The organism is Paraburkholderia ginsengiterrae (genome assembly GCF_001645125.1).
Classification (GTDB): Bacteria; Pseudomonadota; Gammaproteobacteria; order Burkholderiales; family Burkholderiaceae; genus Paraburkholderia; species Paraburkholderia ginsengiterrae.
This window is the reverse complement of sequence record NZ_LXKA01000022.1, coordinates 145,447-168,120: the sequence shown is the minus strand read 5'-3', so window position 1 is coordinate 168,120 and position 22,674 is coordinate 145,447. Positions and strand designations below refer to the sequence as shown.

Genomic DNA, 22,674 nt, shown 5'->3' with positions numbered 1-22,674 from the left:
CGCCACCTCGTTTTCGCAAAGGCGCGCCGGCCCGCGCGCGCCGCTTTGCGCCACTACATGCACAAGGATCGCTGATGCTTTGGGTAAAAACGTTTCACATCGTCCTGATTGCTTCCTGGTTCGCGGGCCTCTTCTATCTGCCGCGCATCTTCGTCAATCTGGCGATGGAGACGGAACCCGCCGCGGTGGCGCGACTGTTGATCATGGCGCGCAAGCTGTTCCGCTTCATGACGTTTATCGCGGTGCCGGCGCTGGCGTGCGGATTGTGGCTGTGGCTCGCGGTGGGAATTGGCAGCGGGCAGGGCTGGATTCACGCGAAGGTGGGCGTGGTGGTGCTGCTGATCATCTATCACGCGTATTGCGGCGTGCTGCTGCGGACCTTCGAGCGCGGCGAGAATCGTCGCTCGGATAAGTGGTATCGGATGTTCAACGAGCTGCCGGTGCTGGGGATGCTGGCGGCGGTGGCGTTGGTGGTGATCAAGCCGTTTTAGGACGTGGGCGGTTTTTGATTGGGTGCTGCAAGTTGCAGGCTTCGATTTGTGAAAGGGCGGCTTGCCGGATTCGGTAAGCCGCCTTTTTTATTGTTGGTGCCGGTGTTGGACGCTCTGATTACGTTGTCCGAACACCTATGCGCTGGCACCACACGTCGTACTTGACGACACAATATGCCATGACTCTCCACGTCAGCGCGAACAGGACGTCGGCGTTCGTGCGACGCGCACCGTTAGGCATCGTCTCGGCGAACGAGTCGTCGAGCAGTTGGTCAAGGGTTGCGCGGTCACCGCGGATCGCGGCATCGACCCACGCCTGCTCAATCGAGGCAAAGGTGGCGTCGGCTTGCATCTCGGTATGAAGCCCAAGTGCTAGCACGCCGGCTGATAGGCCTATGACGCCAAGAAGCTTAGGTGTTTCATGACTTCCCTCTGATGAACTGGCGGACCGCGCCGTGCCGTGCTGGCCGCGGCGTCAAGATTACGTTGAGCCGCCGCTATATAGCCTTAGCGCAAGGGCCTGAGCGACATGCGAGACGAAATGACATGCCAGCCATCTGGGCGTCTTGCATAAACATCGGTGAATACATATTTCGTCGCTACAGAGCCAGGCGCTGGGGAATAGTAGTTGACGCCGGTGACGACACCAATATCACCGCTTACCTGCGCCTTGAGTTCGTCTAGCGACTGGGACGAACCCGCAGGCAGACCAGGCGCGGCGAGCGCATCTGCTTTCCTGCGATGCGTGCCGTTGGCCGTGACCTCGACATACGAATCGTCAAGCAATTTGTCGAGCGCGGCTTCGTCGTGACTGGAGGCGGCCTTCGCCCAGGATTGCTCGAGCGCGATCAGAGCGACTTCGTCTTGCGTCGCGGCGGATGCAGGCGATGCGGTCGACGCAAGCAGCAGGCCAACAGTGGTCAGAATGGCGGCGAGTTTCATGAGGATTCCTTGTGGAAGCTTTCCCTGGGAGGATGCCGAATTGGTTGATCGTCCGCGGGTGTGAATGAATGGGGCTGAGCGCTTAAGGTTGCTTGCGAATTCCACATGAAAATCGCACTGGCTAGTTTGATTGCGCCCTTTTTTGCGACCGTCCCGGTGATACGGACTTTGTCAGAAACAATGAATTCGATTTTGTAGATGGCCGCCGAATTTTTAAATAAGGCAATTCTTAGAAATTATTATATTTAACTGAGAAAATTTCGACGATTAAGCCAATAAATTCATGGCGAACGATTCATCAGGAAAGTTGATACTCAGTATCCAGTCTTTCAGACTAATCCTAGTGGTCGCGGCGTAGCCAAAAAAATCGCTGACTCTTTTATTGATTGTATTTTTTTGTCAAGCACTCTGATCAGAAGGGGAGGCATCGCGGACCGTAATTAAGACTAATCCTATGTAAGCTCTACTATTTTAAGATGTCTTCGCATGGTTTTAAGAATTTTCCCATGGAGGTATATGGTGGCCGATTTTATATTCGAATCATCGATCGAAGGTTTAATGAGATTGGTTGCAAGTTTCCTTTGGTAATCGGCTTTTCATTCCTTCGATAACTACCTGGTCTGCGTGCGGCACTCAAATTAGTCCGCTGCAAATCGGAAACATTTTTAACATGTTCGAAGGGAATGAATCCGTGAATAAGTCTTACAAAACTGTCTGGAATGAAACCACCGGCACTTACGTCGCTGCATCGGAAACGGCGAAAAGTCGAGGGAAGAAGAGCAGGAGCAAGGTGCTGCTTACGACCGCGCTGTTGGCGGCAGGGGCGGGCGTGTCGATGGATGTGTCTGCAGGTGCCCTGGACGGCGGCTCAGTGGTCGCGTCGTCGCAGGAAGCAATTGGCACTGGGGCAAGGGTGACGTACAACGGCAATGATGGCGGCAAGGGTGTCGCCATCGGCACGCAGGCGCTCTCGTCGGGAAGCTTAGCACTGGCTGTCGGAGCGTCCGCCACTGCTTCGGGCGACTCAAGCACTGCCGTAGGCAGCGGTGCAACCGCCAGTGGGACTTTCGGTCAGGCGTTTGGTTACTATTCGGTTGCGACAGGGTTTGCTGCACAAGCGATGGGTGAGGAGGCGACGGCGTCAGGCAGAGAAAGCCTGGCAATTGGCGCTCTTGCAAGCGCAACGACAACCAACTCTGTGGCACTGGGCTCAAGGTCAGTGGCGAACTCGACGACGCTGACGACGGCGGGCTTCACGCCGACCGGCGGCACGGCGATCTCGGCAGCGACGGCAGCCGGTGGTGAAGTGTCGGTGGGCTCGGCAGGCGCAGAGCGCCGTATCACGAACGTGGCGGCGGGCCTGAGCGGCACGGACGCGGTGAACGTGAGCCAGTTGATGTCGGAAGACGCAAAGGTAAATAACGTCATCGCGCAGGCCTTTTTCAATTTCATTAGTTTCTCAACCCTCGCCGTCGATCCTCAACCGGCCGATCACCCCTTTCGCCTGGCCCAACCGCTCCACCAATTCTGGCCCACGCTTGAGCGCTACGCCGACCGCCAGAATGTCGCCGATCGCCAGATGCGACATGCGCGAAGTCATCGGCGAAAACACGTCGTTTTCCTCCACGACGTTCGAGAACAGACAGATTGTCGCGACCCGCGCAAGCGGCGAACTGCCATGCGTAATCGCGATCACCTTCGCGCCGCGAGCGAGCGCCGAGCGCGCTGCTTCGATGATGTCGCGGGTGCGGCCCGTGTTGGACACCGCCACTACCACGTCGCCGGGTTCGAGCAGCGCCGCCGACATCGAATAAGTATGCGGATCGGAGTACGCGACGCTCGGCATGCCCAACCGGAAGAACTTGTGCTGGATATCCTGCGCGGCAATGCCCGAACCGCCCGCACCGTAGAACTCGATACGCGCCGCGTTCGCCAGCAGTTCGACTGCTGCTTCGACGCTATCCGGCGACAGGCTGTTGCGCACCTCGATCAGCGTGCCGATGGTCCGGTCGAATACTTTGGCGATCAGTCCGGGCGCGCCCTCATCCGGCCGCACGTCCCGATAGACGGTCGGCACGCCCGACGCAATCCCTTGCGCGAGCCGGATCTTGAACTCACGAAAGCCCGAAAACCCGAGCGCATGACAGAACCGCGCAATGGTCGGCTGGCTCACGCCGGCGCGGGCGGCCACTTCCGTCATCGACAGATCGAGCACTTCGCGCGGCGCCTCGATCACGTAGTCGGCCAGCTTGCGCTCGGACGGCCGCAACTGGTCGCGCATCTCTTCCACTTGGGACAGCATCATCGGAAAACTCGCACTATGCTGAAGAATGGCTGGACTATAGCCGATTGCAGAAGAAGGTACAAAAACTACATTTTATGTTCTAGGTGTAATCCCTAGGTCGCCTGTATTGCAGGCCGAAGCAAGGCCAGTAGGGCCGTGCGGCCGGATTTGGGATGCGGCGGCGCAGCAGGAGTTGTCGTTGCGATCATGTAGTTTTTCTACTAAGATGGCAACGTCAGCTGATCTGACATTCCCGCGATACTTACCTGGCATAGTGCGCGCCTGCCCGCCCGTCTCTTGGCCAGCGACGAAGGAGCTCCGATGGTTTCCCCGCATTCGCAATTGTTGAAGGTCACGCAACGCGTGGTCGAGCGCAGCAAGCCCACTCGCGAGGCGTACCTGGCCCGCATCCACCACGCGCAGGGCAAGTTTCCGGCGCGCGGCGCGCTCTCGTGCGCCAATCTGGCCCACGGTTTCGCCGGCCTCGAAGGCAACGACAAGCTCGCCATCAAGGCGATCCGCGAGCCGAACATCGGCATCGTGTCCTCGTACAACGAGATGCTGTCGGCTCACGCGCCGTACAAAAACTACCCCGAAATCATCAAGCAGGCCGCGCGGGAAAACGGCGGCGTCGCGCAAGTCGCCGGCGGCGTGCCGGCCATGTGCGACGGCATCACGCAAGGCAATGCGGGCATGGAACTGTCGCTGTTCTCGCGCGAAGTGATCGCGATGGGAACGGCGGTCGCGCTCACGCACAACATGTTCGATGCGGCGCTGTGCCTTGGCATCTGCGACAAGATCGTGCCGGGCCTGCTGATCGGCGCGCTGCAGTTCGGCCATATTCCGACCATCTTCGTGCCGGCCGGCCCGATGGGCAGCGGCCTCTCGAACGACGACAAGGCCAAGACGCGCCAGCTTTTCGCCAGCGGCCAGTGCGACCGCGGCGCGCTACTCGAAGCGGAAGCCGCCGCGTATCACAGCCACGGCACCTGCACGTTCTACGGCACCGCAAACAGCAACCAGATGCTGATGGAAGTGATGGGACTGCATCTGCCGAGCGCGGCATTCGTGCATCCGCACACGCCGCTGCGCGACGCGCTCACCGCGCAGGCCGCGCGCCGCGTGCTCGATCTGACGGTGGAGCGCGGCAACTACACGCCGATCGGCCACGTGATCGACGAGAAGGCGATCGTCAACGGCATCGTTGCTTTGCTGGCCACGGGCGGCTCGACCAATCACACATTGCACCTGGTTGCGATTGCACGCGCGGCGGGCATCGTGATCGACTGGGACGACTTCGACACGCTGTCACAAGCCGTGCCTCTGCTCGCCAAGATCTACCCGAACGGCAAGGCCGACGTGAACCACTTCCACGCGGCTGGCGGCGTCGCGTTCCTGGTGCGCAATCTGCTCGAAGGCGGCTTGCTGCATGAGGACGTGAACACCGTTGCGGGCAAAGGCCTCAAGCACTACACGGAAGAGCCGAAGCTGCTCGACGGCAAGCTGCAATGGGTGCCGGGCGCAGCGGCGAGCGCAGACACGGCGGTGTTGCGCGGCATTAAGGAGCCGTTCCAGCCGGACGGCGGTTTGCGTCTGATGCAGGGCAAGCTTGGGCGTGGCGTGATCAAGATTTCCGCGGTCGCGGCGCAGCACCGCAAGGTGAAGGCGCCAGCGATCGTGTTCGATTCGCAGGAAGCCGTGCAGGAAGCGTTCGACAACGGTGAACTGAAGCGCGACTTTGTCGCCGTGGTGCGTTTCCAGGGCGCGCGGGCAAACGGCATGCCTGAGCTGCATCGTTTGACGCCGTTGCTCGGTGTGTTGCAGGATCAAGGTTTCCACGTTGCATTGGTTACGGATGGTCGCATGTCCGGCGCGTCGGGCAAGGTGCCGGCGGTGATTCACCTGTCGCCGGAAGCGCTGCTGCAAGGGCCGATCGGCAAAGTGCGCACCGGCGACATGCTGGTGATCGACGCCGAAGCCGGCGTGCTCGACATCGAGATCGACGCGGCCGAATGGGCGGCGCGGCCGGGTGCCGTGCCGCAGCATCAGGCGCAAAACGAAGTCGGCTTCGGCCGCGAGCTGTTCGGCGTGTTCCGCGCCGCGGCGGCGCCGGCGGAGCAGGGTGCCTCGGTATTCGGTCCGATGGTGGGCGAGCATGCGGCGCAACAAGGTCATCAGGGCCATCACGCTAAAGTACACAGCGCACAACACACCAGCACCACGCAAGCTAGCTAAGTGCCGCACAAACAAGGAGTCTGACTATGACCTCGAAAACAGTAAGCGAAATCGTGCGCCTGGGCCCGGTGATTCCGGTGCTCGCGTTCGACTCGGCGGAACAGGGCGAGCACGTGTCGCGCGCGCTGCATGCGGGCGGCGTGAAGGTGCTTGAAATCACGTTGCGCACCGCAGCGGGCCTCGCAGCAATCGAACGTGCGAGCCAGTTGGCCGACGACATCGTGGTCGGCGTCGGCACGATCACGAAGCCCGAGCACTGCGCTCAGGCGAAGAAGGCCGGCGCGCAGTTCGGCGTGTCGCCGGGCCTGACGAAAGACATGCACAAGGCCGCGCAGGATGCCGGTTTGCCGCTGCTGCCGGGCGTGATGACGCCCAGCGACATCATCGCCGCGCTCGAACTCGGTTACGAGATCGTGAAGTTTTTCCCGGCGCAGCAGGCGGGTGGTGTGCCGATGCTGCAAGCTTTTCACGGGCCGTTCCCGACCCTGAAGTTCTGCCCGACCGGCGGTATCACCGCCGAGACGGCCACGCATTTCCTGTCGCAGCCAAACGTGGTGTGCGTCGGTGGCTCGTGGCTGACGCCGAAGGCCGCGCTAGCCGCACAGAACTGGGACGAGGTCACGCGTCTTGCGCGTGCCGCCAGCCAACTGGTCGCGGCGGCGCATTAAGTTGCAGCAGCGTATGCGTTAGCCCATTATCAAGGTCCGACGTTAAGGAGCCTCGTCGATGCAGCCGGTCAGGCTGTCGCGGCGAGGCTCCTTTGTAATAGGTGCGTGGTAAGGGCGTACTTTTCAGACAGCAAACAGTAAAATTCAGCGTCCGCGCGGCTCGCCCGGTTTTCTGGCTCCGCACAGGTCGCCGTGAGACAAGATGCCGGTTCGTGTCCGGCACACAATCAATAACGCAAAAGGAGGAGCTTCATGGAAGCTGTCCACGGCAGTATGCTGCTGGTCTACGCGGTGATCGCCATCGCCTTGCTGATCTTGATGATCACGCGCTACAAGGTGTATCCGTTCCTTGTCCTGATCATCGTGTCGCTGCTGCTGGGTCTTGCAGCCGGCATGCCGATGGCGACCATCGTCAAATCGTTCGAAACCGGTAACGGCAACACGCTTGGGCACATTGCCATCGTGGTCGGCCTGGGCACCATGCTCGGCAAGATGATGGCCGAGTCCGGCGGTGCCGAGCGCATCGCCACCACGCTGATCAACTTCTTTGGCGAGAAGAACATCCACTGGGCAATGGTGGTCGTCGCGATCATCGTCGGCTTGCCGGTGTTCTTCGAAGTCGGTTTCGTGCTGCTGGTTCCGATCGCTTTCAACGTCGCGAAGCGCACCAACAAATCGCTGCTGCTGGTCGGCTTGCCGATGGTTGCGGGTCTGTCCGTCGTGCACGGGCTGCTTCCGCCGCACCCGGCCGCGATGCTCGCCGTGCAGGCGTATCACGCGGATATCGGCAAAACCATCGCGTATGGCTTGATCGTCGGCGTGCCGACCGCGATCGTCGCCGGTCCGCTGTTCGCGCTGCTGATCAGCCGCTATATCAAGCTGCCGAAGGAAAACGCGCTCGCCGCGCAATTCCTCGGTCACGATGATGCCGCTAAGAACGGCGCGCAGAACGTAGCGCCGAAGCGCGAACTGCCGAGCTTCGGCGTGACGCTGGTCACGATTCTGTTGCCGGTGATCCTGATGCTGGTCGGAAGCTGGGCCGATCTCGTCTCCACGCCGAAAACCTTGCCGAACGACCTGCTGCACTTCGTCGGCAATTCGGACGTCGCGCTGCTGATCGCCGTGCTGGTCAGCTTCTGGACCTTCGGTGCGAGCCGCGGTTTCAATCGCGAGCAGATCCAGAAGTTCTGCGGCGAATGTCTCGCGCCGATCGCGGGCATTACGCTGATCGTCGGCGCGGGCGGCGGTTTCGGGCGCGTGCTGATGGATAGCGGCATTTCGAAGGAAATCGTCAACGTGGCGACCGCGGCGCATCTGTCGCCGCTGCTGTTCGGCTGGATGGTCGCGGCAATGATCCGTCTTGCGACCGGCTCGGCAACCGTTGCGATGACGACCGCGTGCGGGATCGTCGCGCCGATCGCGGCGGCGAGCGGCGTGCAGGTCAAGCCGGAACTGCTGGTGCTCGCCACCGGCTCGGGCTCGCTGATCTTTTCGCACGTGAACGACGGCGGTTTCTGGCTGATCAAGGAATACTTCGGTATGACGGTGGGGCAGACCTTCAAGACATGGTCGCTCCTCGAAACCATCATTTCACTGATGGGCTTGGGTTTGACCTTCGCACTCGCGGCGGTCGTGTAAGGAGTTTTAGATGATTCTGATCGCAATGGGCGTGTCGGGTGCCGGCAAGTCGAGAATTGGCGAATTACTGGCGGAACGCTTGCAATGCACGTTCACTGACGGCGACGCGTTTCACAGCGCCGCTAACAAGGAGAAAATGCATCATGGCATTCCGCTCACCGACGAAGACCGCTGGCCCTGGCTGAAAACCATTCGTGCCGCGATCGAAGAAAAACAGAATGCGGGCGAGACGGCGGTGTTCACGTGTTCGTCGCTGAAACGCTCGTATCGCGACATTTTGCGTAACGATGACAAGGACGTGTGCTTCGTTTACCTGAAGGGTTCGCGTGAAGTACTGGAGCAGCGATTGACCACCCGTACGGGCCATTTCTTCGATCCGTCGCTGCTGCAAAGCCAGCTCGACACGCTCGAGGAACCGGGCCCGGATGAAGCGATCACGGTGAGCATCGAGTTGTCGCCGGATGAGATCGTCGACGAAGTGCTCAGGCAGGTTGAGCAGCGCAAGTGAGTTTGCCGCGTCGTTGCAGATGAAAAAAAACCGCTCCTCGGAGCGGTTTTTTTACGCCCCGAATCACGAGGCGATCCACAGGCAAGCAGAGTCGCTTAGGCGATCCGTTTCGCCAGTTCGACTGCCTTGCCGATGTACGAAGCCGGCGTCATGGCGAGCAGGCGATCCTTCGCGTCTTGCGGAATGGCGAGACCGGTCACGAACGTTTGCAGCGCTTCGCGCGTAATACCCTTGCCGCGCGTCAGTTCCTTCAACTGCTCATACGGATTTTCGATGCCGTAACGGCGCATCACCGTTTGCACCGGCTCGGCCAGCACTTCCCAGCAATTGTCGAGGTCTTCGTTCAGACGCTGCGCGTTCACTTCCAGCTTGTCGAGACCGCGGATCAACGAGTCGTACGCGAGCAGCGAGTAGCCGAACGCGACGCCGATATTGCGCAGCACCGTCGAGTCGGTCAGGTCGCGCTGCCAGCGCGACACCGGCAGCTTGTCGGCGAGGTGGCGCAGCGTGGCGTTGGCGAGCCCCAGGTTGCCTTCCGAGTTTTCGAAGTCGATCGGATTGACCTTGTGCGGCATGGTCGACGAACCGATTTCGCCGGCCTTCGTGCGCTGCTTGAAGTAGCCGACCGAGATGTAGCCCCACACGTCGCGGTCCAGATCCAGCAGGATCGTGTTGGCGCGCGACACGGCGTCGAACAGTTCGGCCATGTAGTCGTGCGGCTCGATCTGGATCGTGTACGGATTGAACGTGAGCTTCAGGCGCTGTTCGACGACTTCGCGCGAGAACGCTTCCCAGTCGAATTCCGGATACGCGGACAGGTGGGCGTTGAAGTTGCCGACCGCGCCGTTCATCTTGCCGAGCAGTTCGACCTTGGCGATGCGGTCGATCGCGCGTGCCAGGCGCGCGGCGACGTTGGCCATTTCCTTACCGAGCGTGGTCGGGCTGGCCGGCTGGCCGTGCGTGCGCGAGAGCATCGGCTGAGCGGCATTCGCATGGGCGAGCGCAACCAGACGTTGATGCACCGAGCGCAGCGCCGGCAGAATCACGTGTTCACGCGCGCCGGCCAGCATCAGGCCGTGCGACGTGTTGTTGATATCTTCCGACGTGCAGGCGAAGTGGATGAACTCGCTCGCGCGCTCCAGTTCTTCCTGACCCTTCACCGATTCCTTCAGCCAGTACTCGACCGCTTTCACGTCGTGATTCGTCACACGTTCGATTTCCTTGATGCGCGCGGCGTCGTGCGCGGTGAAGCGCTCGGCCAGTTGCAACAGGAATTGCTCGGACGCTTCGGAGAAGCGCGGCACTTCGGCGAAACCGGCGCGCGACAGCGCGATCAGCCAATGGATTTCGACCGTCACGCGATTGCGCATGAAAGCGGCTTCCGAGAGCCAGTCGCGCAGAGCTTCGGTTTTCGACGCGTAGCGGCCGTCGAGCGGGGAGAGCGCGTTCAGCGCGAACAGGGTGTCGGGGCGGGTGTCGGACATGGTGGGGGCGGAGCGCAAGGGTGAAAACGCGGAGAAAACTGCGGGAACCGCGAATTTTACCACTGGACGCGGATTGCCCCGCTGTTGCCGCTTATTGCCCCGTGTCTGCGCCGATATTGCCGCGATGACGTTGCAGCCCACCTCGACCACGTCACGTCGGTTCGCCCGCCGCAGCCACTAGAATGCTGACTTCCTCCCTACCGTTGGCAGCAGGCCCCTGCATGGAACTGAAATGGCTCGAAGACTTCGTTTCGCTCGCTGAGACGCGCAGTTTCAGCCGCTCGGCTGAACTGCGCCACGTCACCCAGCCGGCGTTCTCCCGACGGATTCAGGCGCTCGAAGCGTGGCTCGGCACGGAACTGATCGACCGTTCGGTTTATCCGACGCGGCTCACGGCGGCCGGCCAGGTGTTCAACGAGCAGGCGCTCGCGATGCTGTCGCAATTCCACGAAGCGCGTGCGCTGCTGCGCGGCCACACGGCGACGCCGCAAGCGACCATCGAGTTCGCGGTGCCCCACACGCTGTCGCTGACCTACTTCCCACGCTGGCTGCAGCGGATCGAAGCGCAGATGGGCCCGATTCACACGCGGCTGCGCGCGTTGAACGTGCACGATGCGGCGCTCTCTCTGGTGGAAGGCGGCTGCGATCTGATGATGGGGTATCACCACCCCAGCCATCCGATCGCGCTCGATCCCGGCCGCTACGACATGCTGACGCTCGGCAACGAGCCGATCAGCCCGTTCTCGGCGCCCGGCCGCGCGGGCCGGCCGCGTCATACGCTGCCGGGTGCGAGCGACGCGCCCACGCCGTATCTGTCGTACACGCCGAATGCGTATCTGGGGCGCATGACTGAGGTCATCCTTGCCAACGCGTCGGAGCGCCTGCACCTGGACCGCCTCTATGAAACCGATATGGCCGAGGGGCTCAAGGCGATGGCGCTGGCCGGCCACGGCATCGCGTTCCTGCCGCACAGCGCGGTGGAAGATGCCGTGGCCACCGGCAAGCTGATCCGCCTTGATCGCGCCACGCGTGGCACGCCCGAGGGACAACTCACGCTGACCATGGAGATCCGTCTCTATCGCGACAAGCTCGCGGCGAAGAGCGACGATGCGCGGCAGATTCTCGTGCGTCAGTTGTGGGACGTGGTGTCGGAGGAGCTGGCGCAAGGCGCGGCCTGAAATCCTGCCTCGCTACGACGTGAAATTGCGGCTTCCCGCAGGTTATGCAAAAAAAACATAATCGGATAAGGAAACGGCATTGGATTTCGATACGGCGTTTTTCGACAATGCTGCAACTCGATCAACGCCGGAGCGTTCATGTCATCCCAGCAACAAGCAGTTCAATCCGCATCAACGTTGCAGTCGGTTCCTTCCTACCTGAATAAAGACGACCTGGGCCCGTGGGGCAACTACCTGCGTCAGGTCGACCGCGTCGCGCCGTATCTCGGATCGCTGTCCCGCTGGCTCGAAACCCTGAAGCGCCCGAAGCGCATTCTGGTTGTCGACGTGCCCATCGAGCTCGATAACGGCACGGTCGCTCACTTCGAAGGCTATCGCGTCCAGCACAACGTGTCGCGCGGTCCGGGCAAGGGCGGTGTGCGTTACCACCAGGACGTGACGCTGTCGGAAGTGATGGCGCTGTCGGCGTGGATGTCGGTGAAGAACGCAGCGGTGAATGTGCCGTACGGCGGCGCGAAGGGCGGTATCCGTGTCGACCCGCGCACGCTGTCGCGTGGTGAGCTGGAGCGCGTGACGCGCCGCTACACCAGCGAAATCGGCATCATCATCGGACCGAACACCGACATTCCCGCGCCGGACGTGAACACGAACGAGCAGATCATGGCGTGGATGATGGACACGTACTCCATGAACCAGGGCCAAACGGCCACCGGCGTCGTGACCGGCAAGCCGATCACGCTGGGCGGCTCGCTCGGCCGCCGCGAAGCGACGGGCCGCGGCGTGTTCGTGGTGGCCTCGGAAGCCGCACGCCGTATCGGTGTCGATATCGAAGGTGCGCGTATTGCCGTGCAGGGCTTCGGCAACGTGGGCGGTATCGCTGCTCGCCTGTTCCAGGAAGCCGGCTCGAAGCTGGTCGCGGTGCAGGATCACACCGGCTCGCTGTACAAGTCGACGGGTATCGACGCGGTCGCCCTGCTGGATCACGTGGCGAAGACGGGCGGCGTGGGTGGTTTCCCGGAAGCCGACGCGATCGCGAACGAAGAATTCTGGACGGTGGAATCGGACATCCTGATTCCGGCCGCGCTGGAAAACCAGATCACCGAAAAGAACGCCGGCAAGATCAAGACGAAGATCGTCGTGGAAGGCGCCAACGGCCCGACCACCACGGCAGCGGACGACATCCTGCACGATCGCGGCATCCTCGTGATTCCGGACGTCGTGGCCAATGCGGGCGGCGTGACCGTGTCGTACTTCGAGTGGGTGCAGGACTTCTCCAGCTTCTTCTGGACGGAAGACGAGATCAACGAGCGTCTGGAGCGCGTGATGCGCGAAGCGTTCGCCGCAGTGTGGCAAGTGTCGAGCGAGCAGAGCGTGTCCGTGCGGACCGCGGCGTTTATCGTCGCGTGTAAGCGGATTCTGCAAGCGCGCGAACTGCGCGGCCTGTATCCCTGATCTTTTCTGGTCGCACGGCGGTTCCGCTATCTGCGGGGCCGCCACAATCCCTGCTTTAACGCGGTCCACAAGACTGCGTATTTGACCCGGCGGGCGGCATCATATCGATGCCGCCCGCCTTTGCATGTCCGCAAAGGTTGACTAACCTTTTCGAAGCGCTGCGAAAACGTCGCTGTGGACACGCAACAACATGGTTTATAGCCATACTTTCAGAATAATTACTTTGCTAAACTGGCGCCGGTTCTTGCCAAGGAGATCACACATGAAGGTTAAAAAAGCTGCGCTGCTGCTCGCGACTCTCGGACTGTTTACGGTTGGCGCGCATGCGCAAGACGCTGGCACGCTGAAAAAAATCAAGGATACGGGCGTCATTTCGCTGGGCCATCGCGAATCGTCGATTCCGTTTTCGTATTACGACGACAAACAGAACGTGATCGGCTACTCGCAGGAATTCGCCCTGAAAGTGGTGGAGGCCGTGAAGCAGAAGCTGAATATGCCTAACCTGAAGGTGAAGCTCACGCCGGTCACGTCGCAAAACCGTATTCCGCTGGTGCAGAACGGCACCGTCGACATGGAGTGCGGCTCGACCACCAATAATGCCGAGCGCCAGCAACAGGCAGCCTTCTCGAACACGATCTTCGTGATCGGCACACGCCTGATGACCAAGAAAGACTCCGGCATCAAGGACTGGGCCGACCTGAAGGGCAAGACGGTCGTCACGACCGCCGGCACGACCTCCGAGCGCATCCTTCGCAAGATGAACCAGGACAAGAGCATGGGCATGAACATCATCAGCGCGAAGGACCACGGCGAGTCGTTCCTGACGCTCTCCACGGGCCGCGCCGCTGCCTTTATGATGGACGACGCGCTGCTCGCGGGCGAGCGCGCGAAGTCGAACAACCCGGGCGATTTCGTGATCGTGGGCACGCCGCTATCGCACGAGGCCTACGGTTGCATGATTCGCAAGAACGATGCGGAATTCAAGAAGGTCGTCGACGACGCGATCGCCAAGGTCGAAACCTCGGGCGAAGCCGACGCGATCTACAAGAAGTGGTTCGAATCGCCGATTCCGCCGAAGGGCCTGAACCTGGCCTTCCCGGAAAGCGACGACATGAAGGCGCTCTTCAAGAGCCCGAATGACAAGGCAATCGATTAAACCTTAGCTGTTTTTTTGAAACGCTGAACGAAACGGAAGGGGCTACGCGCTTCTTCCGTTTCTTTTTGCTGGAGTCTTGGTCATGTCATATCACTGGAACTGGGGCATTCTGCTAAGTCCGGTCTCCACGGGCGAGCCGACCACCTATCTGGGCTGGCTACTGTCGGGCTTCTGGGTGACGATTACCGTGTCGCTGTCGGCATGGGTGATCGCGCTGATCGTCGGGTCGCTCTTTGGCGTGCTGCGCACGGTGCCGAACCAATGGGCGTCGCGTATCGGCACGCTCTATGTCGCGATTTTCCGGAATATTCCGCTGATCGTGCAGTTCTTCATCTGGTATCTGGTGATACCGGAGCTGCTGCCCGTCTCCATCGGCAACTGGTTCAAACAATTGCCGCCGAGCGCGCAGTTCTTTTCGTCGTCGATCCTCTGTCTCGGGCTCTTCACCGCCGCGCGCGTGTGCGAGCAGGTGCGCTCGGGCATCAACGCGTTGCCGAAGGGCCAGCGCGCCGCGGGTCTGGCCATGGGCTTCACGCAATGGCAGACGTATCGCTACGTGCTGTTGCCGGTCGCGTACCGGATCATCGTGCCGCCGCTCACGTCCGAGTTTCTGAATATCTTCAAGAACTCGGCGGTCGCGTCGACGATCGGTCTGCTCGACTTGTCCGCTCAGGCGCGTCAGCTGGTCGACTACACGTCGCAGACGTATGAGTCGTTTATCGCGGTCACGCTCGCGTACGTGCTGATCAATCTGGTCGTGATGCAACTGATGCGCTGGGTCGAACACAAGTCCCGGTTGCCCGGCTATATCGGAGGCAAGTGATGCACCATTTCGACTGGAGCGGTATTCCGGGCGCAATGCCTACGCTGTGGACCGGCGCCCTCATTACCATCAAGATCACGCTGATTGCGATCGTGATCGGCATCGTCTGGGGCACTGTTCTGGCAATCTTGCGTCTGTCGTCGTTCAAACCCTTCGAGTGGTTCGCGAAGGGCTACGTGACGATCTTCCGTTCGATCCCGCTGGTGATGGTGCTGCTGTGGTTCTTCCTGATCGTGCCGCAAGTGCTGCAGAACGTGCTGGGTCTGTCGCCGGATATTGACATTCGCCTCGCGTCGGCCATGGTCGCTTTCTCGCTGTTCGAGGCGGCGTACTATTCGGAGATCATCCGTGCCGGCATTCAGGCGGTGCCGCGCGGGCAGGTCAACGCGGCGTTCGCGCTCGGCATGAGCTACCCGCAGGCCATGCGCCTGATCGTGTTGCCGCAGGCATTTCGCGCCATGGTGCCGCTGCTGCTGACGCAAGGCATCGTGCTCTTTCAGGACACGTCGCTCGTCTACGTGATCAGCCTCGCCGACTTCTTCCGCACTGCCACGAATATTGGCGACCGTGACGGTACGAACGTCGAAATGGTACTGTTCGCGGGCGCGTGTTATTTCGTGATCTGCGTGATCGCGTCGAGCCTCGTCAAAGGTCTTCAGAAAAAGGTCGCAAGATGATTTCTATCAAGAACGTTTCGAAGTGGTACGGTCAGTTTCAGGTGCTGACCGACTGCACGACGGAAGTCAAAAAGGGTGAAGTGGTGGTGGTGTGCGGGCCGTCGGGCTCGGGCAAGTCCACGCTGATCAAAACCGTCAACGGCCTCGAGCCGTTCCAGAAGGGCGAGATCGTCATCAACGGCCAGTCGCTCACCGACAAGAAAACCAATCTGTCGAAGCTGCGTTCGAAGGTCGGCATGGTGTTCCAGCACTTCGAGCTGTTTCCGCATCTGTCGATCGTGCAGAACCTGACGCTCGCGCAGGTCAAGGTGCTCGGCCGCTCGAGCGACGAAGCGACCGCGAAGGGCCTCAAGCTGCTCGATCGCGTGGGTCTGCGCGCTCATGCGGACAAGTTCCCGGGGCAGTTGTCGGGTGGTCAGCAACAGCGCGTGGCGATTGCGCGCGCGCTGTCCATGGACCCGATCGCCATGCTGTTCGACGAGCCGACCTCGGCGCTCGACCCGGAAATGATCAACGAAGTGCTCGACGTGATGGTCGAACTCGCGCAGGAAGGCATGACCATGATGTGCGTCACGCACGAAATGGGCTTCGCGAAGAAGGTCGCGCACCGCGTGATCTTCATGGACAAGGGCTTGATCGTCGAAGACGACCGCAAGGAAGACTTCTTCGCCAACCCGAAGTCGGACCGCGCGAAGGACTTCCTCGCGAAGATCCTGCACTGAGCGTCGTTATCGGGCGCTGCGCCGTTCCACCGGCGCGGCCCGAAGGCAGAAAAAAAGCCGCTTCTGGTTAGAAGCGGCTTTTTCGTTTCTGCTGACCCGTCCTGAATCAGGTGGACGAGCGCTGTTACGTTTAGGCAAGCGGTCAGGATTCGAATGCGGCGGCGTCGTCGGCCGCTTCGAGGTCGACTTCGGTCTCGGCCACTGGGACGGCCGCCGACGAAGCCGCAATCGTGCTTGCCGAAGCCGATGCATCCAGAGCCGGATTGCGCAGCTTCTCCAGCACCGAGGCCGGCACGGGCACGTTGACGCGGCCGATCACTTCGCCGCACTGGAACATCATCAGATCGCCCGGCTTGAACGCGGTCCACACCTCGTTGTCGGTCAGCGGCTTGGTCGCGATCACCGCGACGCGGTCTTCCGGCGTGGTGTACTTGGCGAAATCGATCGAGACGTCCGCGTCGACCAGATGCGCGGTGGAAAACGGCCAGCGCCGCACGATGTAGTGCAGATGCGTCGAGCAATGCGCGAACTGGGCTTGGCCATTCGACATCAGGAAATTGAACACGCCGAACTGCGTGATCTCGCGCGTGAGCGTTTCGAGCGCGGCGAACAGTTCGTCGAGCGGCGGCTGCTGCGCACCGGGAAAGGCCTTGCGCAAACCTTCGAGCAGCGCACAGAAAGCGAGTTCGCTGTCCGTTGTGCCGACCGGCTGATAAATGCCGTTGAGCACGGGCGAATAGTCTTTCAGGTCGCCGTTGTGCGCGAAGATCCAGTGACGCCCCCACAGTTCACGCATGAACGGGTGGCAATTTTCCAGCAGGATGTGCCCTTGCGTCGCCTTGCGGATATGCGCGATCGTGTTCTTCGATTTGATCGGATAGCGCTTGACCATCTCGGCGATCGGCGAGGTGGCCGACGATTGGTGGTCGATGAACAGGCGGCAGGCTTTATCTTCGAAGAAGGCGATGCCCCAGCCGTCGGCATGGTGATCGGTGACGCCGCCGCGCGCCGCAAAGCCGGTGAACGAGAACGTGACGTCCGTTGGTGCGGCGCAGTTCATTCCAAGAAGTTGGCACATGTTGCTGGTAAGCCTGTTAACGGGGCGAGCCGTTACAATGATGATTTTCCAAGCATATCACCGAGCTAGAAGCGCCAAATAGCAAAATTGACGTGTGTTCAGGCCGCAACACGACGGTTTGACCACTGAATTGGCTTCCTTTGGGACTCGTTCTGGTCTCGTTCTGGTTTTTAGTCGCTGAAACTCGCTGCCCTCTCGCCATGACTGCCTCCAACGCTTCCCTCGACTCCATCACGCTTGCCCGCCCGGACGACTGGCACCTGCACGTCCGCGACGGCGAAATGCTGGCCGCCGTGCTGCCGGACACCGCGCGCCAGTTCGGCCGCGCGATCATCATGCCGAACCTGAAGCCACCGGTCACGACTACTGCAATGGCCGCGGCGTACCGCGAGCGCATCGTCGCCGCCATCCCGGCAGGCGCGAAGTTCGAGCCGCTGATGACGTTGTACCTGACCGACAACACGCCGCCCGACGAAATCCGCCGCGCGCGCGAAAGCGGCTTCGTGCATGGCGTGAAACTGTATCCGGCGGGCGCCACGACCAACTCGGACGCGGGCGTGACCGACATCATGAAGTGCGCCAAAACGCTCGAGGTGATGCAGGAAGTGGGCATGCCGCTGCTCGTGCACGGCGAAGTGACGGATTCGTCGATCGATCTGTTCGATCGCGAGAAGGTGTTCATCGACCGGGTCATGACGCCGCTGCGCCGTGACTTTCCGGCGCTGAAGGTGGTGTTCGAGCACATCACCACGAAAGACGCGGTCGACTATATCCGTGAAGCCGGCGTGGCGCCGGGGCTGCTGGGCGCGACCGTCACGGCGCACCATCTGCTGTACAACCGCAACGCGATCTTCCAGGGCGGCATTCGTCCGCATTACTACTGCCTGCCGGTGTTGAAGCGCGAGACGCATCGCGTGGCGCTGGTCGAGGCGGCGACGTCGGGCAATCCGCGCTTCTTCCTCGGCACCGACAGCGCGCCGCATCCGAAGGGGTTGAAAGAGCACGCCTGCGGTTGCGCGGGCTGTTATACGGCGCTGCACGCGCTCGAGCTTTACACCGAGGCCTTCGACAAAGCTGGCGCGCTCGACAAGCTCGAAGGTTTCGCGAGCTTCTTCGGCGCGGATTTCTATGGTTTGCCGCGTAGCGAGGAGAAGGTCACGCTGCGTCGCGAGGAATGGACGCTGCCGGCGGAACTGCCGGTCGGCGATACCCCGGTCGTGCCGCTGCGCGGCGGCGAGTCGATCGGCTGGCGCATGGTTTGAGGTCGCGCTAGATGCAGGTGCATGAAGCGGACCAAGCGGGTTTCGCCGGTATCGACTGGTCGAAACCATGGTTCGCGCAGTTTGCCGGGCGCGGCCGGCGCTGGCAGCAGGCCGCGCTGACGAGCTACGCGGCGCTGCTCGCGCAGATGAACGCCGACGCCCGCGAGATGCGTCGAACCACCGGGCGGGGCCAGCGCCTTGCGTTTATCGCGCAGGACGATCTGCCGCCCGGTGCGGCTTACGAGGCGCATATCGCGTCGACGGGCTGCGTGCCGACCCGCCACAATCTGCACGACTTCTTCAACGGGTCGATGTGGTTTGCATTTCCACGCATCAAGGCGGCATTGAACGCGCGGCAGTCGGCGGCCATCGACGTGCTGGGCGTGGGTCCGACCCGCGGCGGCGTGCGCGATACGCTGACTCTGTTCGATGAGAACGCGCTGTTGTTCGCATGCGCGGATCCGGCTTTGAGCGCAGCCTTGCGCGGATTTGACTGGCAGACGTTACTGGTCACCGGGCGCGGCGCATGGGGCACGCAGTGCGAAGTGCGCTGCTTCGGCCACGCGTTGCTGGAAAAGCTGATTGCGCCGTTCAAGGCTTGCACGGGGCATGCGTGGGTCGTCGAGGTGCCGCCAGCCTACTTCGACTGGGACGCCGCGACGCGCGACGCATGGCTTGACGAGGCCGTCAGCGCGGCGCTGCTGAACACCGAAGCATTGACGAGCCGCATGTTCGCGCCGCTTCCCGTGCTGGGCATTCCTGGCTGGTGGCCTGAGAACGAGTCGCCTTCGTTTTACGATGATGCCGCGGTATTTCGCACGGGGCGGCGCACCCGCTAGGTGCGCTCACGTCGTCTCTTGGCTTGGCGACCCTCGGCCATTCGGCCAATTCTGCTTCCGAACCGGCCTGTGGGTCCCGCAGATGTTAAAATCCGCCCCAGCAAAGCAGGCCAGGCAGTCGCGGCCTTTGCGGCTTCGGCCAAAGAGGGCGAGGAAAGTCCGGACTCCACAGGGCAGGGTGATGGCTAACGGCCATCCGTGGTGACACGCGGAACAGGGCAACAGAAAGCAAACCGCCGATGGCCCGGCGCAAGCCGGGATCAGGTAAGGGTGAAACGGTGCGGTAAGAGCGCACCGCGGCTGCTGCAAGGCAGACCGGCACGGTAACCTCCACCCGGAGCAATTCCAAGTAGGCAGGCTAGCATCTTCGAGATGCAGGACGGGGCCCCCGTCACGTCTGCGGGTAGGAAGCTTGAGCGCGTCAGTAATGGCGCGCCTAGAGGAATGGCTGCCACGCGCGTCGCGTTTTCGGACGTTGCGCGTGCACAGAATCCGGCTTATCGGCCTGCTTTGCCACCCAACAAAAAATGCCGGCGTCCCAACGGACGCCGGCATTTTCTTTTTGTGCTGATGTTCGGTGACGGGCGCTGCGGCCCGCGTCGCAGCCGTCAGGCCGCGCTCAGCCCGCGACGATGTCGAACGAGTGCGTCAGCTCAGCGGTTTTCGCGATCATGATCGAAGCCGAGCAGTATTTGTCGTGCGACAAGTTGATCGCGCGCTCCACAGTGGCCGGATTCAGATTCTTGCCCGTCACGGTGAAGTGAAAGTGGATCTTGGTGAACACTTTCGGGTCTTCGCTGGCGCGTTCGGCCTTCAGCGTCACCGAGCAGTCAGAAATTTCCTGCCGGCTCTTCTTCAGGATCATCACGACGTCGTAGGCCGTGCAGCCGCCCGTGCCGAGCAGCACCATTTCCATTGGACGCGGCGCGAGATTGCGGCCGCCGCCTTCAGGCGCGCCGTCCATCGCAACCAGATGGCCGCTGCCCGTCTCGGCCGCAAATGCCATTCCGTCTTGCCCCATCCAGCTCACTTTGCATTCCATGCTGTGCTCCACCGCGCTTCGCTATATCGAGACGGCATTGTAGCCCGGTGTTTGAGTATCCGCCCGAGGCGACTTTTGCTGGAAATTATGCGGAATGACGGCTTGCGTGTTGCGCCGCCGCATGTTCGGCCGATTCGGGAATGCCCGCAGGGGTTTAGGGGTTTTACTCTAGAAGATGATTGGTGAGGCGGTCGTGCTGGATACTTTTAGTATCTGATTTAAAAGGAAATTTAGTGTAATGAGGCTGAGAAATGCGGTTCTCACATTATGAGATTGTATTTCGCGATGCAAATCTTCTTGCGCCGCACAAGGTGGACTCATATAATCTGATCCATCGGTTGCAGCAAGTGTGCAACCTCCGCTGTCTCCTCCACCTCCTCCTTTGGTGGATTAAACCCGAACCGCTCGTTCGGGTTTTTTTTCGCCAGCGAGCCCGCCTTTAGGCCCCGCGGCCACGCCGGTTTCGAGCCTGCCAGGGTGGCAAATGGCGCTGCTGGACGGTCGATGGCCGGGAAATTCGCGCAAAAGTCCCGTACGTTTTGACTTGGCGTCGCAAATTCCTTTATAATTCAGGGCTTTTCCGCATCCGCGCCCGCGGAGGAAGAACCAGGGAGAGCCTGCACGCGCCTCGATGCGCACACTACAAGCAGGAAAAAACACATTGGGCGCAGCAATTTTTTTGGATCGATCATGAAGACGTTTTCCGCAAAAGCCCATGAGGTGACGCGCGAATGGTACGTGATTGACGCGACGGATAAGGTTCTCGGGCGTGTCGCCAGCGAAGTGGCACACCGTCTTCGCGGCAAGCACAAGCCTGAATTCACTCCCCACGTCGACACCGGTGATTTCATCATCGTTATCAACGCCGGCAAGCTGAAGGTCACGGGCAACAAGACGACTGACAAGAAGTACTATCGCCATTCGGGCTACCCGGGCGGTATCTATGAAACGACGTTCGGCAAGATGCAAGAACGCTTCCCGGGCCGTGCGCTCGAGAAAGCGGTCAAGGGCATGCTGCCGAAGGGCCCGCTCGGCTACGCGATGATCAAGAAGCTGAAGGTCTACGCTGAAGCAACGCATCCGCATTCGGCACAACAGCCGAAAGCGCTCGAGATCTAAGGGGAGCCCACATGATCGGTAACTGGAATTACGGCACGGGCCGCCGCAAGAGCGCCGTCGCACGTGTGTTCATCAAGGCAGGCAAGGGCGATATCGTTGTGAACGGCAAGCCTATCGCCGATTACTTCTCGCGCGAAACGTCGCTGATGATCGTGCGTCAGCCGCTGGAACTCACGAACCACGGCGTTACGTTCGACATCAAGGTCAACGTGACGGGTGGCGGTGAAACGGGTCAAGCCGGTGCGGTTCGCCACGGCATCACCCGCGCGCTGATGGACTACGACGCAACGCTGAAGCCGGAACTGTCGAAAGCAGGCTTCGTTACGCGTGACGCTCGTGAAGTCGAACGTAAGAAGGTCGGCTTCCACAAGGCACGTCGCCGGAAGCAATTCTCGAAGCGTTAATCGTTTCGGGTGCGAGCCGGTCTTCGGGCCGGAGCGCTGCAAAAGCCGCCAACGCTGTCGCGAAGGCGGCTTTTTTCATTGTGGGGCAACAGTTTGCGGGGTTTTGGGCCGACGAGGCCTCACGGCGGCCCCGGCCCGGTGCAGGGCCGCGTCGGCGCCACCCGCGCCACCCACGCGCTGACCATCAAATCCTGTAAGAACCTATTGATTTTGTGGGCTTCAGCACGATATCGAGATCAGCCCTACAATAGCGGCTAGAAGCTTTTTGGAGAGTTCGAATGAACGCAGTCACCGATACACCCGTGACCGAGATGCCCGCCCCCTTCGTTTTTACCGACGCAGCGGCTGACAAGGTCAAGCAACTGATCGAAGAAGAAGGCAATGCGGACCTCAAACTGCGCGTTTTCGTGCAGGGCGGCGGCTGCTCGGGCTTTCAGTACGGCTTTACGTTCGACGAAGCCGTCAACGAAGACGATACGGTTATGAACAAGAGCGGCGTCCAGCTGCTGATCGATTCGATGAGCTACCAGTATCTGGTTGGCGCTGAGATCGACTACAAGGACGACATCAACGGCGCGCAATTCGTTATCAAGAACCCGAACGCCACGACCACCTGTGGTTGCGGCTCGTCGTTCTCGGTCTGATCGCCGGTTAAGCGACTGGTTGTATGGA

22 protein-coding genes, 1 other RNA gene and 1 pseudogene are annotated in these 22,674 nt (G+C 61.1%); 18 read left to right on the top strand and 6 right to left on the bottom strand.

The features are described from left to right. Nucleotides 1-74 precede the first annotated feature (74 nt). Nucleotides 75-491, top strand: coding sequence for a CopD family protein (locus A6V37_RS01855; RefSeq protein ID WP_064268850.1), 417 nt, complete (start codon nt 75-77; stop codon nt 489-491). A 118-nt stretch (nt 492-609) separates the two neighbouring features. On the opposite strand, the gene A6V37_RS01850 is transcribed toward A6V37_RS01855, so the two are convergent. Further along, nucleotides 610-843, bottom strand: a complete 234-nt coding sequence (locus A6V37_RS01850; protein ID WP_064268849.1) for a nuclear transport factor 2 family protein — start codon at nt 841-843, stop codon at nt 610-612. Between the two features lie 155 nt (nt 844-998). Next, nucleotides 999-1,433 (bottom strand): nuclear transport factor 2 family protein, encoded by a 435-nt coding sequence (locus tag A6V37_RS01845; RefSeq protein WP_064268848.1) that lies wholly within the window; start codon nt 1,431-1,433, stop codon nt 999-1,001. Between the two features lie 670 nt (nt 1,434-2,103). On the opposite strand from A6V37_RS01845, the pseudogene A6V37_RS42990 reads away from it, so the two are divergent. Beyond that, a pseudogene (locus tag A6V37_RS42990) lies at nt 2,104-2,820 on the top strand (ESPR-type extended signal peptide-containing protein); the annotation flags it as partial. A 72-nt stretch (nt 2,821-2,892) separates the two neighbouring features. On the opposite strand, the gene A6V37_RS01835 reads toward A6V37_RS42990, so the two are convergent. Next, nucleotides 2,893-3,738: a MurR/RpiR family transcriptional regulator gene (locus A6V37_RS01835; protein ID WP_064268846.1), complete on the bottom strand. Its 846-nt coding sequence runs from the start codon at nt 3,736-3,738 to the stop codon at nt 2,893-2,895. Between the two features lie 300 nt (nt 3,739-4,038). Between A6V37_RS01835 and edd the strand changes: the two genes are divergently transcribed. The 4 genes from edd to A6V37_RS01815 all read left to right on the top strand — a co-directional run bounded on the left by edd (nt 4,039) and on the right by A6V37_RS01815 (nt 8,766). Beyond that, nucleotides 4,039-5,952 carry a phosphogluconate dehydratase gene (gene edd, locus A6V37_RS01830; RefSeq protein WP_064285716.1) on the top strand — a complete coding sequence of 638 codons (1,914 nt, stop codon included), beginning with the start codon at nt 4,039-4,041 and terminating at the stop codon, nt 5,950-5,952. Between the two features lie 26 nt (nt 5,953-5,978). Then, a complete protein-coding gene (eda, locus tag A6V37_RS01825; RefSeq protein ID WP_064268844.1) occupies nt 5,979-6,620 on the top strand; it encodes a bifunctional 4-hydroxy-2-oxoglutarate aldolase/2-dehydro-3-deoxy-phosphogluconate aldolase in 642 nt (213 codons plus the stop codon). 252 nt (nt 6,621-6,872) lie between these two features. Further along, on the top strand, nt 6,873-8,258 hold the full coding sequence (locus A6V37_RS01820; protein ID WP_064285714.1) for a GntP family permease: 1,386 nt from the start codon (nt 6,873-6,875) through the stop codon (nt 8,256-8,258). Between the two features lie 10 nt (nt 8,259-8,268). Continuing rightward, nucleotides 8,269-8,766: a gluconokinase gene (locus tag A6V37_RS01815; RefSeq protein ID WP_064268842.1), complete on the top strand. Its 498-nt coding sequence runs from the start codon at nt 8,269-8,271 to the stop codon at nt 8,764-8,766. A 95-nt stretch (nt 8,767-8,861) separates the two neighbouring features. Here A6V37_RS01815 and purB read toward each other — a convergent pair whose 3' ends face one another. Further along, entirely contained in the window at nt 8,862-10,250 is a 1,389-nt protein-coding gene (purB, locus tag A6V37_RS01810; protein ID WP_064268841.1) for an adenylosuccinate lyase, read from the bottom strand. A gap of 221 nt (nt 10,251-10,471) precedes the next feature. Between purB and A6V37_RS01805 the strand changes: the two genes are divergently transcribed. The 6 genes from A6V37_RS01805 (at nt 10,472) to A6V37_RS01780 (ending at nt 16,258) form a co-directional block, all read left to right on the top strand. Beyond that, entirely contained in the window at nt 10,472-11,428 is a 957-nt protein-coding gene (locus A6V37_RS01805; protein ID WP_064268840.1) for a LysR family transcriptional regulator, read from the top strand. A 138-nt stretch (nt 11,429-11,566) separates the two neighbouring features. Next, nucleotides 11,567-12,880: a Glu/Leu/Phe/Val family dehydrogenase gene (locus A6V37_RS01800; protein ID WP_064268839.1), complete on the top strand. Its 1,314-nt coding sequence runs from the start codon at nt 11,567-11,569 to the stop codon at nt 12,878-12,880. Nucleotides 12,881-13,142: 262 nt separating this feature from the next. Then, nucleotides 13,143-14,036, top strand: a complete 894-nt coding sequence (locus A6V37_RS01795; protein WP_064268838.1) for a glutamate/aspartate ABC transporter substrate-binding protein — start codon at nt 13,143-13,145, stop codon at nt 14,034-14,036. A gap of 82 nt (nt 14,037-14,118) precedes the next feature. Next, nucleotides 14,119-14,859, top strand: coding sequence for an amino acid ABC transporter permease (locus A6V37_RS01790; RefSeq protein WP_064268837.1), 741 nt, complete (start codon nt 14,119-14,121; stop codon nt 14,857-14,859). Next, nucleotides 14,859-15,536 carry a glutamate/aspartate ABC transporter permease GltK gene (gltK, locus tag A6V37_RS01785; RefSeq protein WP_064268836.1) on the top strand — a complete coding sequence of 226 codons (678 nt, stop codon included), beginning with the start codon at nt 14,859-14,861 and terminating at the stop codon, nt 15,534-15,536. Before A6V37_RS01790 ends, gltK begins: the two co-directional genes overlap by 1 nt. Next, the gene (locus tag A6V37_RS01780) at nt 15,533-16,258 is read left to right on the top strand and encodes an amino acid ABC transporter ATP-binding protein (RefSeq protein ID WP_064268835.1); all 726 of its coding nucleotides are present in this window, start codon (nt 15,533-15,535) and stop codon (nt 16,256-16,258) included. The genes gltK and A6V37_RS01780 overlap by 4 nt, the downstream gene beginning before the upstream one ends. A gap of 142 nt (nt 16,259-16,400) precedes the next feature. Here the strand turns inward: A6V37_RS01780 and A6V37_RS01775 are convergent, their stop codons facing one another. Continuing rightward, complete coding sequence (locus tag A6V37_RS01775) at nt 16,401-17,336, bottom strand: class II glutamine amidotransferase (protein WP_075643394.1); 936 nt, start codon at nt 17,334-17,336, stop codon at nt 16,401-16,403. Nucleotides 17,337-17,536: 200 nt separating this feature from the next. Here A6V37_RS01775 and pyrC point away from each other — a divergent pair, with 200 nt between their 5' ends. The 3 genes from pyrC (at nt 17,537) to rnpB (ending at nt 19,953) form a co-directional block, all read left to right on the top strand. Further along, on the top strand, nt 17,537-18,598 hold the full coding sequence (gene pyrC / locus A6V37_RS01770) for a dihydroorotase (RefSeq protein WP_064268833.1): 1,062 nt from the start codon (nt 17,537-17,539) through the stop codon (nt 18,596-18,598). Between the two features lie 11 nt (nt 18,599-18,609). After that, nucleotides 18,610-19,437: a DUF3025 domain-containing protein gene (locus tag A6V37_RS01765; protein ID WP_064285712.1), complete on the top strand. Its 828-nt coding sequence runs from the start codon at nt 18,610-18,612 to the stop codon at nt 19,435-19,437. Between the two features lie 102 nt (nt 19,438-19,539). Then, nucleotides 19,540-19,953, top strand: an RNA gene (gene rnpB / locus A6V37_RS01760) — RNase P RNA component class A. Nucleotides 19,954-20,056: 103 nt separating this feature from the next. On the opposite strand, the gene A6V37_RS01755 is transcribed toward rnpB, so the two are convergent. After that, nucleotides 20,057-20,479: an OsmC family protein gene (locus tag A6V37_RS01755; protein ID WP_064268831.1), complete on the bottom strand. Its 423-nt coding sequence runs from the start codon at nt 20,477-20,479 to the stop codon at nt 20,057-20,059. 690 nt (nt 20,480-21,169) lie between these two features. Between A6V37_RS01755 and rplM the strand changes: the two genes are divergently transcribed. The 3 genes from rplM to erpA all read left to right on the top strand — a co-directional run bounded on the left by rplM (nt 21,170) and on the right by erpA (nt 22,646). Beyond that, the gene (gene rplM / locus A6V37_RS01750) at nt 21,170-21,598 is read left to right on the top strand and encodes a 50S ribosomal protein L13 (protein WP_007587440.1); all 429 of its coding nucleotides are present in this window, start codon (nt 21,170-21,172) and stop codon (nt 21,596-21,598) included. Between the two features lie 11 nt (nt 21,599-21,609). Further along, on the top strand, nt 21,610-22,002 hold the full coding sequence (gene rpsI / locus A6V37_RS01745; protein ID WP_011489810.1) for a 30S ribosomal protein S9: 393 nt from the start codon (nt 21,610-21,612) through the stop codon (nt 22,000-22,002). Between the two features lie 278 nt (nt 22,003-22,280). Beyond that, a complete protein-coding gene (gene erpA, locus A6V37_RS01740; RefSeq protein WP_007180424.1) occupies nt 22,281-22,646 on the top strand; it encodes an iron-sulfur cluster insertion protein ErpA in 366 nt (121 codons plus the stop codon). Nucleotides 22,647-22,674: the final 28 nt, after the last annotated feature.

Bases quoted from the DNA above. Each gene is read 5' to 3' on its own strand.
- A6V37_RS01855 (WP_064268850.1), top strand. From the start codon at position 75: ATGCTTTGGGTAAAAACGTTTCACATCGTCCTGATTGCTTCCTGGTTC.
- A6V37_RS01850 (WP_064268849.1), bottom strand. From the start codon at position 843: ATGCAAGCCGACGCCACCTTTGCCTCGATTGAGCAGGCGTGGGTCGAT.
- A6V37_RS01845 (WP_064268848.1), bottom strand. From the start codon at position 1,433: ATGAAACTCGCCGCCATTCTGACCACTGTTGGCCTGCTGCTTGCGTCG.
- A6V37_RS01835 (WP_064268846.1), bottom strand. From the start codon at position 3,738: ATGATGCTGTCCCAAGTGGAAGAGATGCGCGACCAGTTGCGGCCGTCC.
- edd (WP_064285716.1), top strand. From the start codon at position 4,039: ATGGTTTCCCCGCATTCGCAATTGTTGAAGGTCACGCAACGCGTGGTC.
- eda (WP_064268844.1), top strand. From the start codon at position 5,979: ATGACCTCGAAAACAGTAAGCGAAATCGTGCGCCTGGGCCCGGTGATT.
- A6V37_RS01820 (WP_064285714.1), top strand. From the start codon at position 6,873: ATGGAAGCTGTCCACGGCAGTATGCTGCTGGTCTACGCGGTGATCGCC.
- A6V37_RS01815 (WP_064268842.1), top strand. From the start codon at position 8,269: ATGATTCTGATCGCAATGGGCGTGTCGGGTGCCGGCAAGTCGAGAATT.
- purB (WP_064268841.1), bottom strand. From the start codon at position 10,250: ATGTCCGACACCCGCCCCGACACCCTGTTCGCGCTGAACGCGCTCTCC.
- A6V37_RS01805 (WP_064268840.1), top strand. From the start codon at position 10,472: ATGGAACTGAAATGGCTCGAAGACTTCGTTTCGCTCGCTGAGACGCGC.
- A6V37_RS01800 (WP_064268839.1), top strand. From the start codon at position 11,567: ATGTCATCCCAGCAACAAGCAGTTCAATCCGCATCAACGTTGCAGTCG.
- A6V37_RS01795 (WP_064268838.1), top strand. From the start codon at position 13,143: ATGAAGGTTAAAAAAGCTGCGCTGCTGCTCGCGACTCTCGGACTGTTT.
- A6V37_RS01790 (WP_064268837.1), top strand. From the start codon at position 14,119: ATGTCATATCACTGGAACTGGGGCATTCTGCTAAGTCCGGTCTCCACG.
- gltK (WP_064268836.1), top strand. From the start codon at position 14,859: ATGCACCATTTCGACTGGAGCGGTATTCCGGGCGCAATGCCTACGCTG.
- A6V37_RS01780 (WP_064268835.1), top strand. From the start codon at position 15,533: ATGATTTCTATCAAGAACGTTTCGAAGTGGTACGGTCAGTTTCAGGTG.
- A6V37_RS01775 (WP_075643394.1), bottom strand. From the start codon at position 17,336: ATGTGCCAACTTCTTGGAATGAACTGCGCCGCACCAACGGACGTCACG.
- pyrC (WP_064268833.1), top strand. From the start codon at position 17,537: ATGACTGCCTCCAACGCTTCCCTCGACTCCATCACGCTTGCCCGCCCG.
- A6V37_RS01765 (WP_064285712.1), top strand. From the start codon at position 18,610: ATGCAGGTGCATGAAGCGGACCAAGCGGGTTTCGCCGGTATCGACTGG.
- A6V37_RS01755 (WP_064268831.1), bottom strand. From the start codon at position 20,479: ATGGAATGCAAAGTGAGCTGGATGGGGCAAGACGGAATGGCATTTGCG.
- rplM (WP_007587440.1), top strand. From the start codon at position 21,170: ATGAAGACGTTTTCCGCAAAAGCCCATGAGGTGACGCGCGAATGGTAC.
- rpsI (WP_011489810.1), top strand. From the start codon at position 21,610: ATGATCGGTAACTGGAATTACGGCACGGGCCGCCGCAAGAGCGCCGTC.
- erpA (WP_007180424.1), top strand. From the start codon at position 22,281: ATGAACGCAGTCACCGATACACCCGTGACCGAGATGCCCGCCCCCTTC.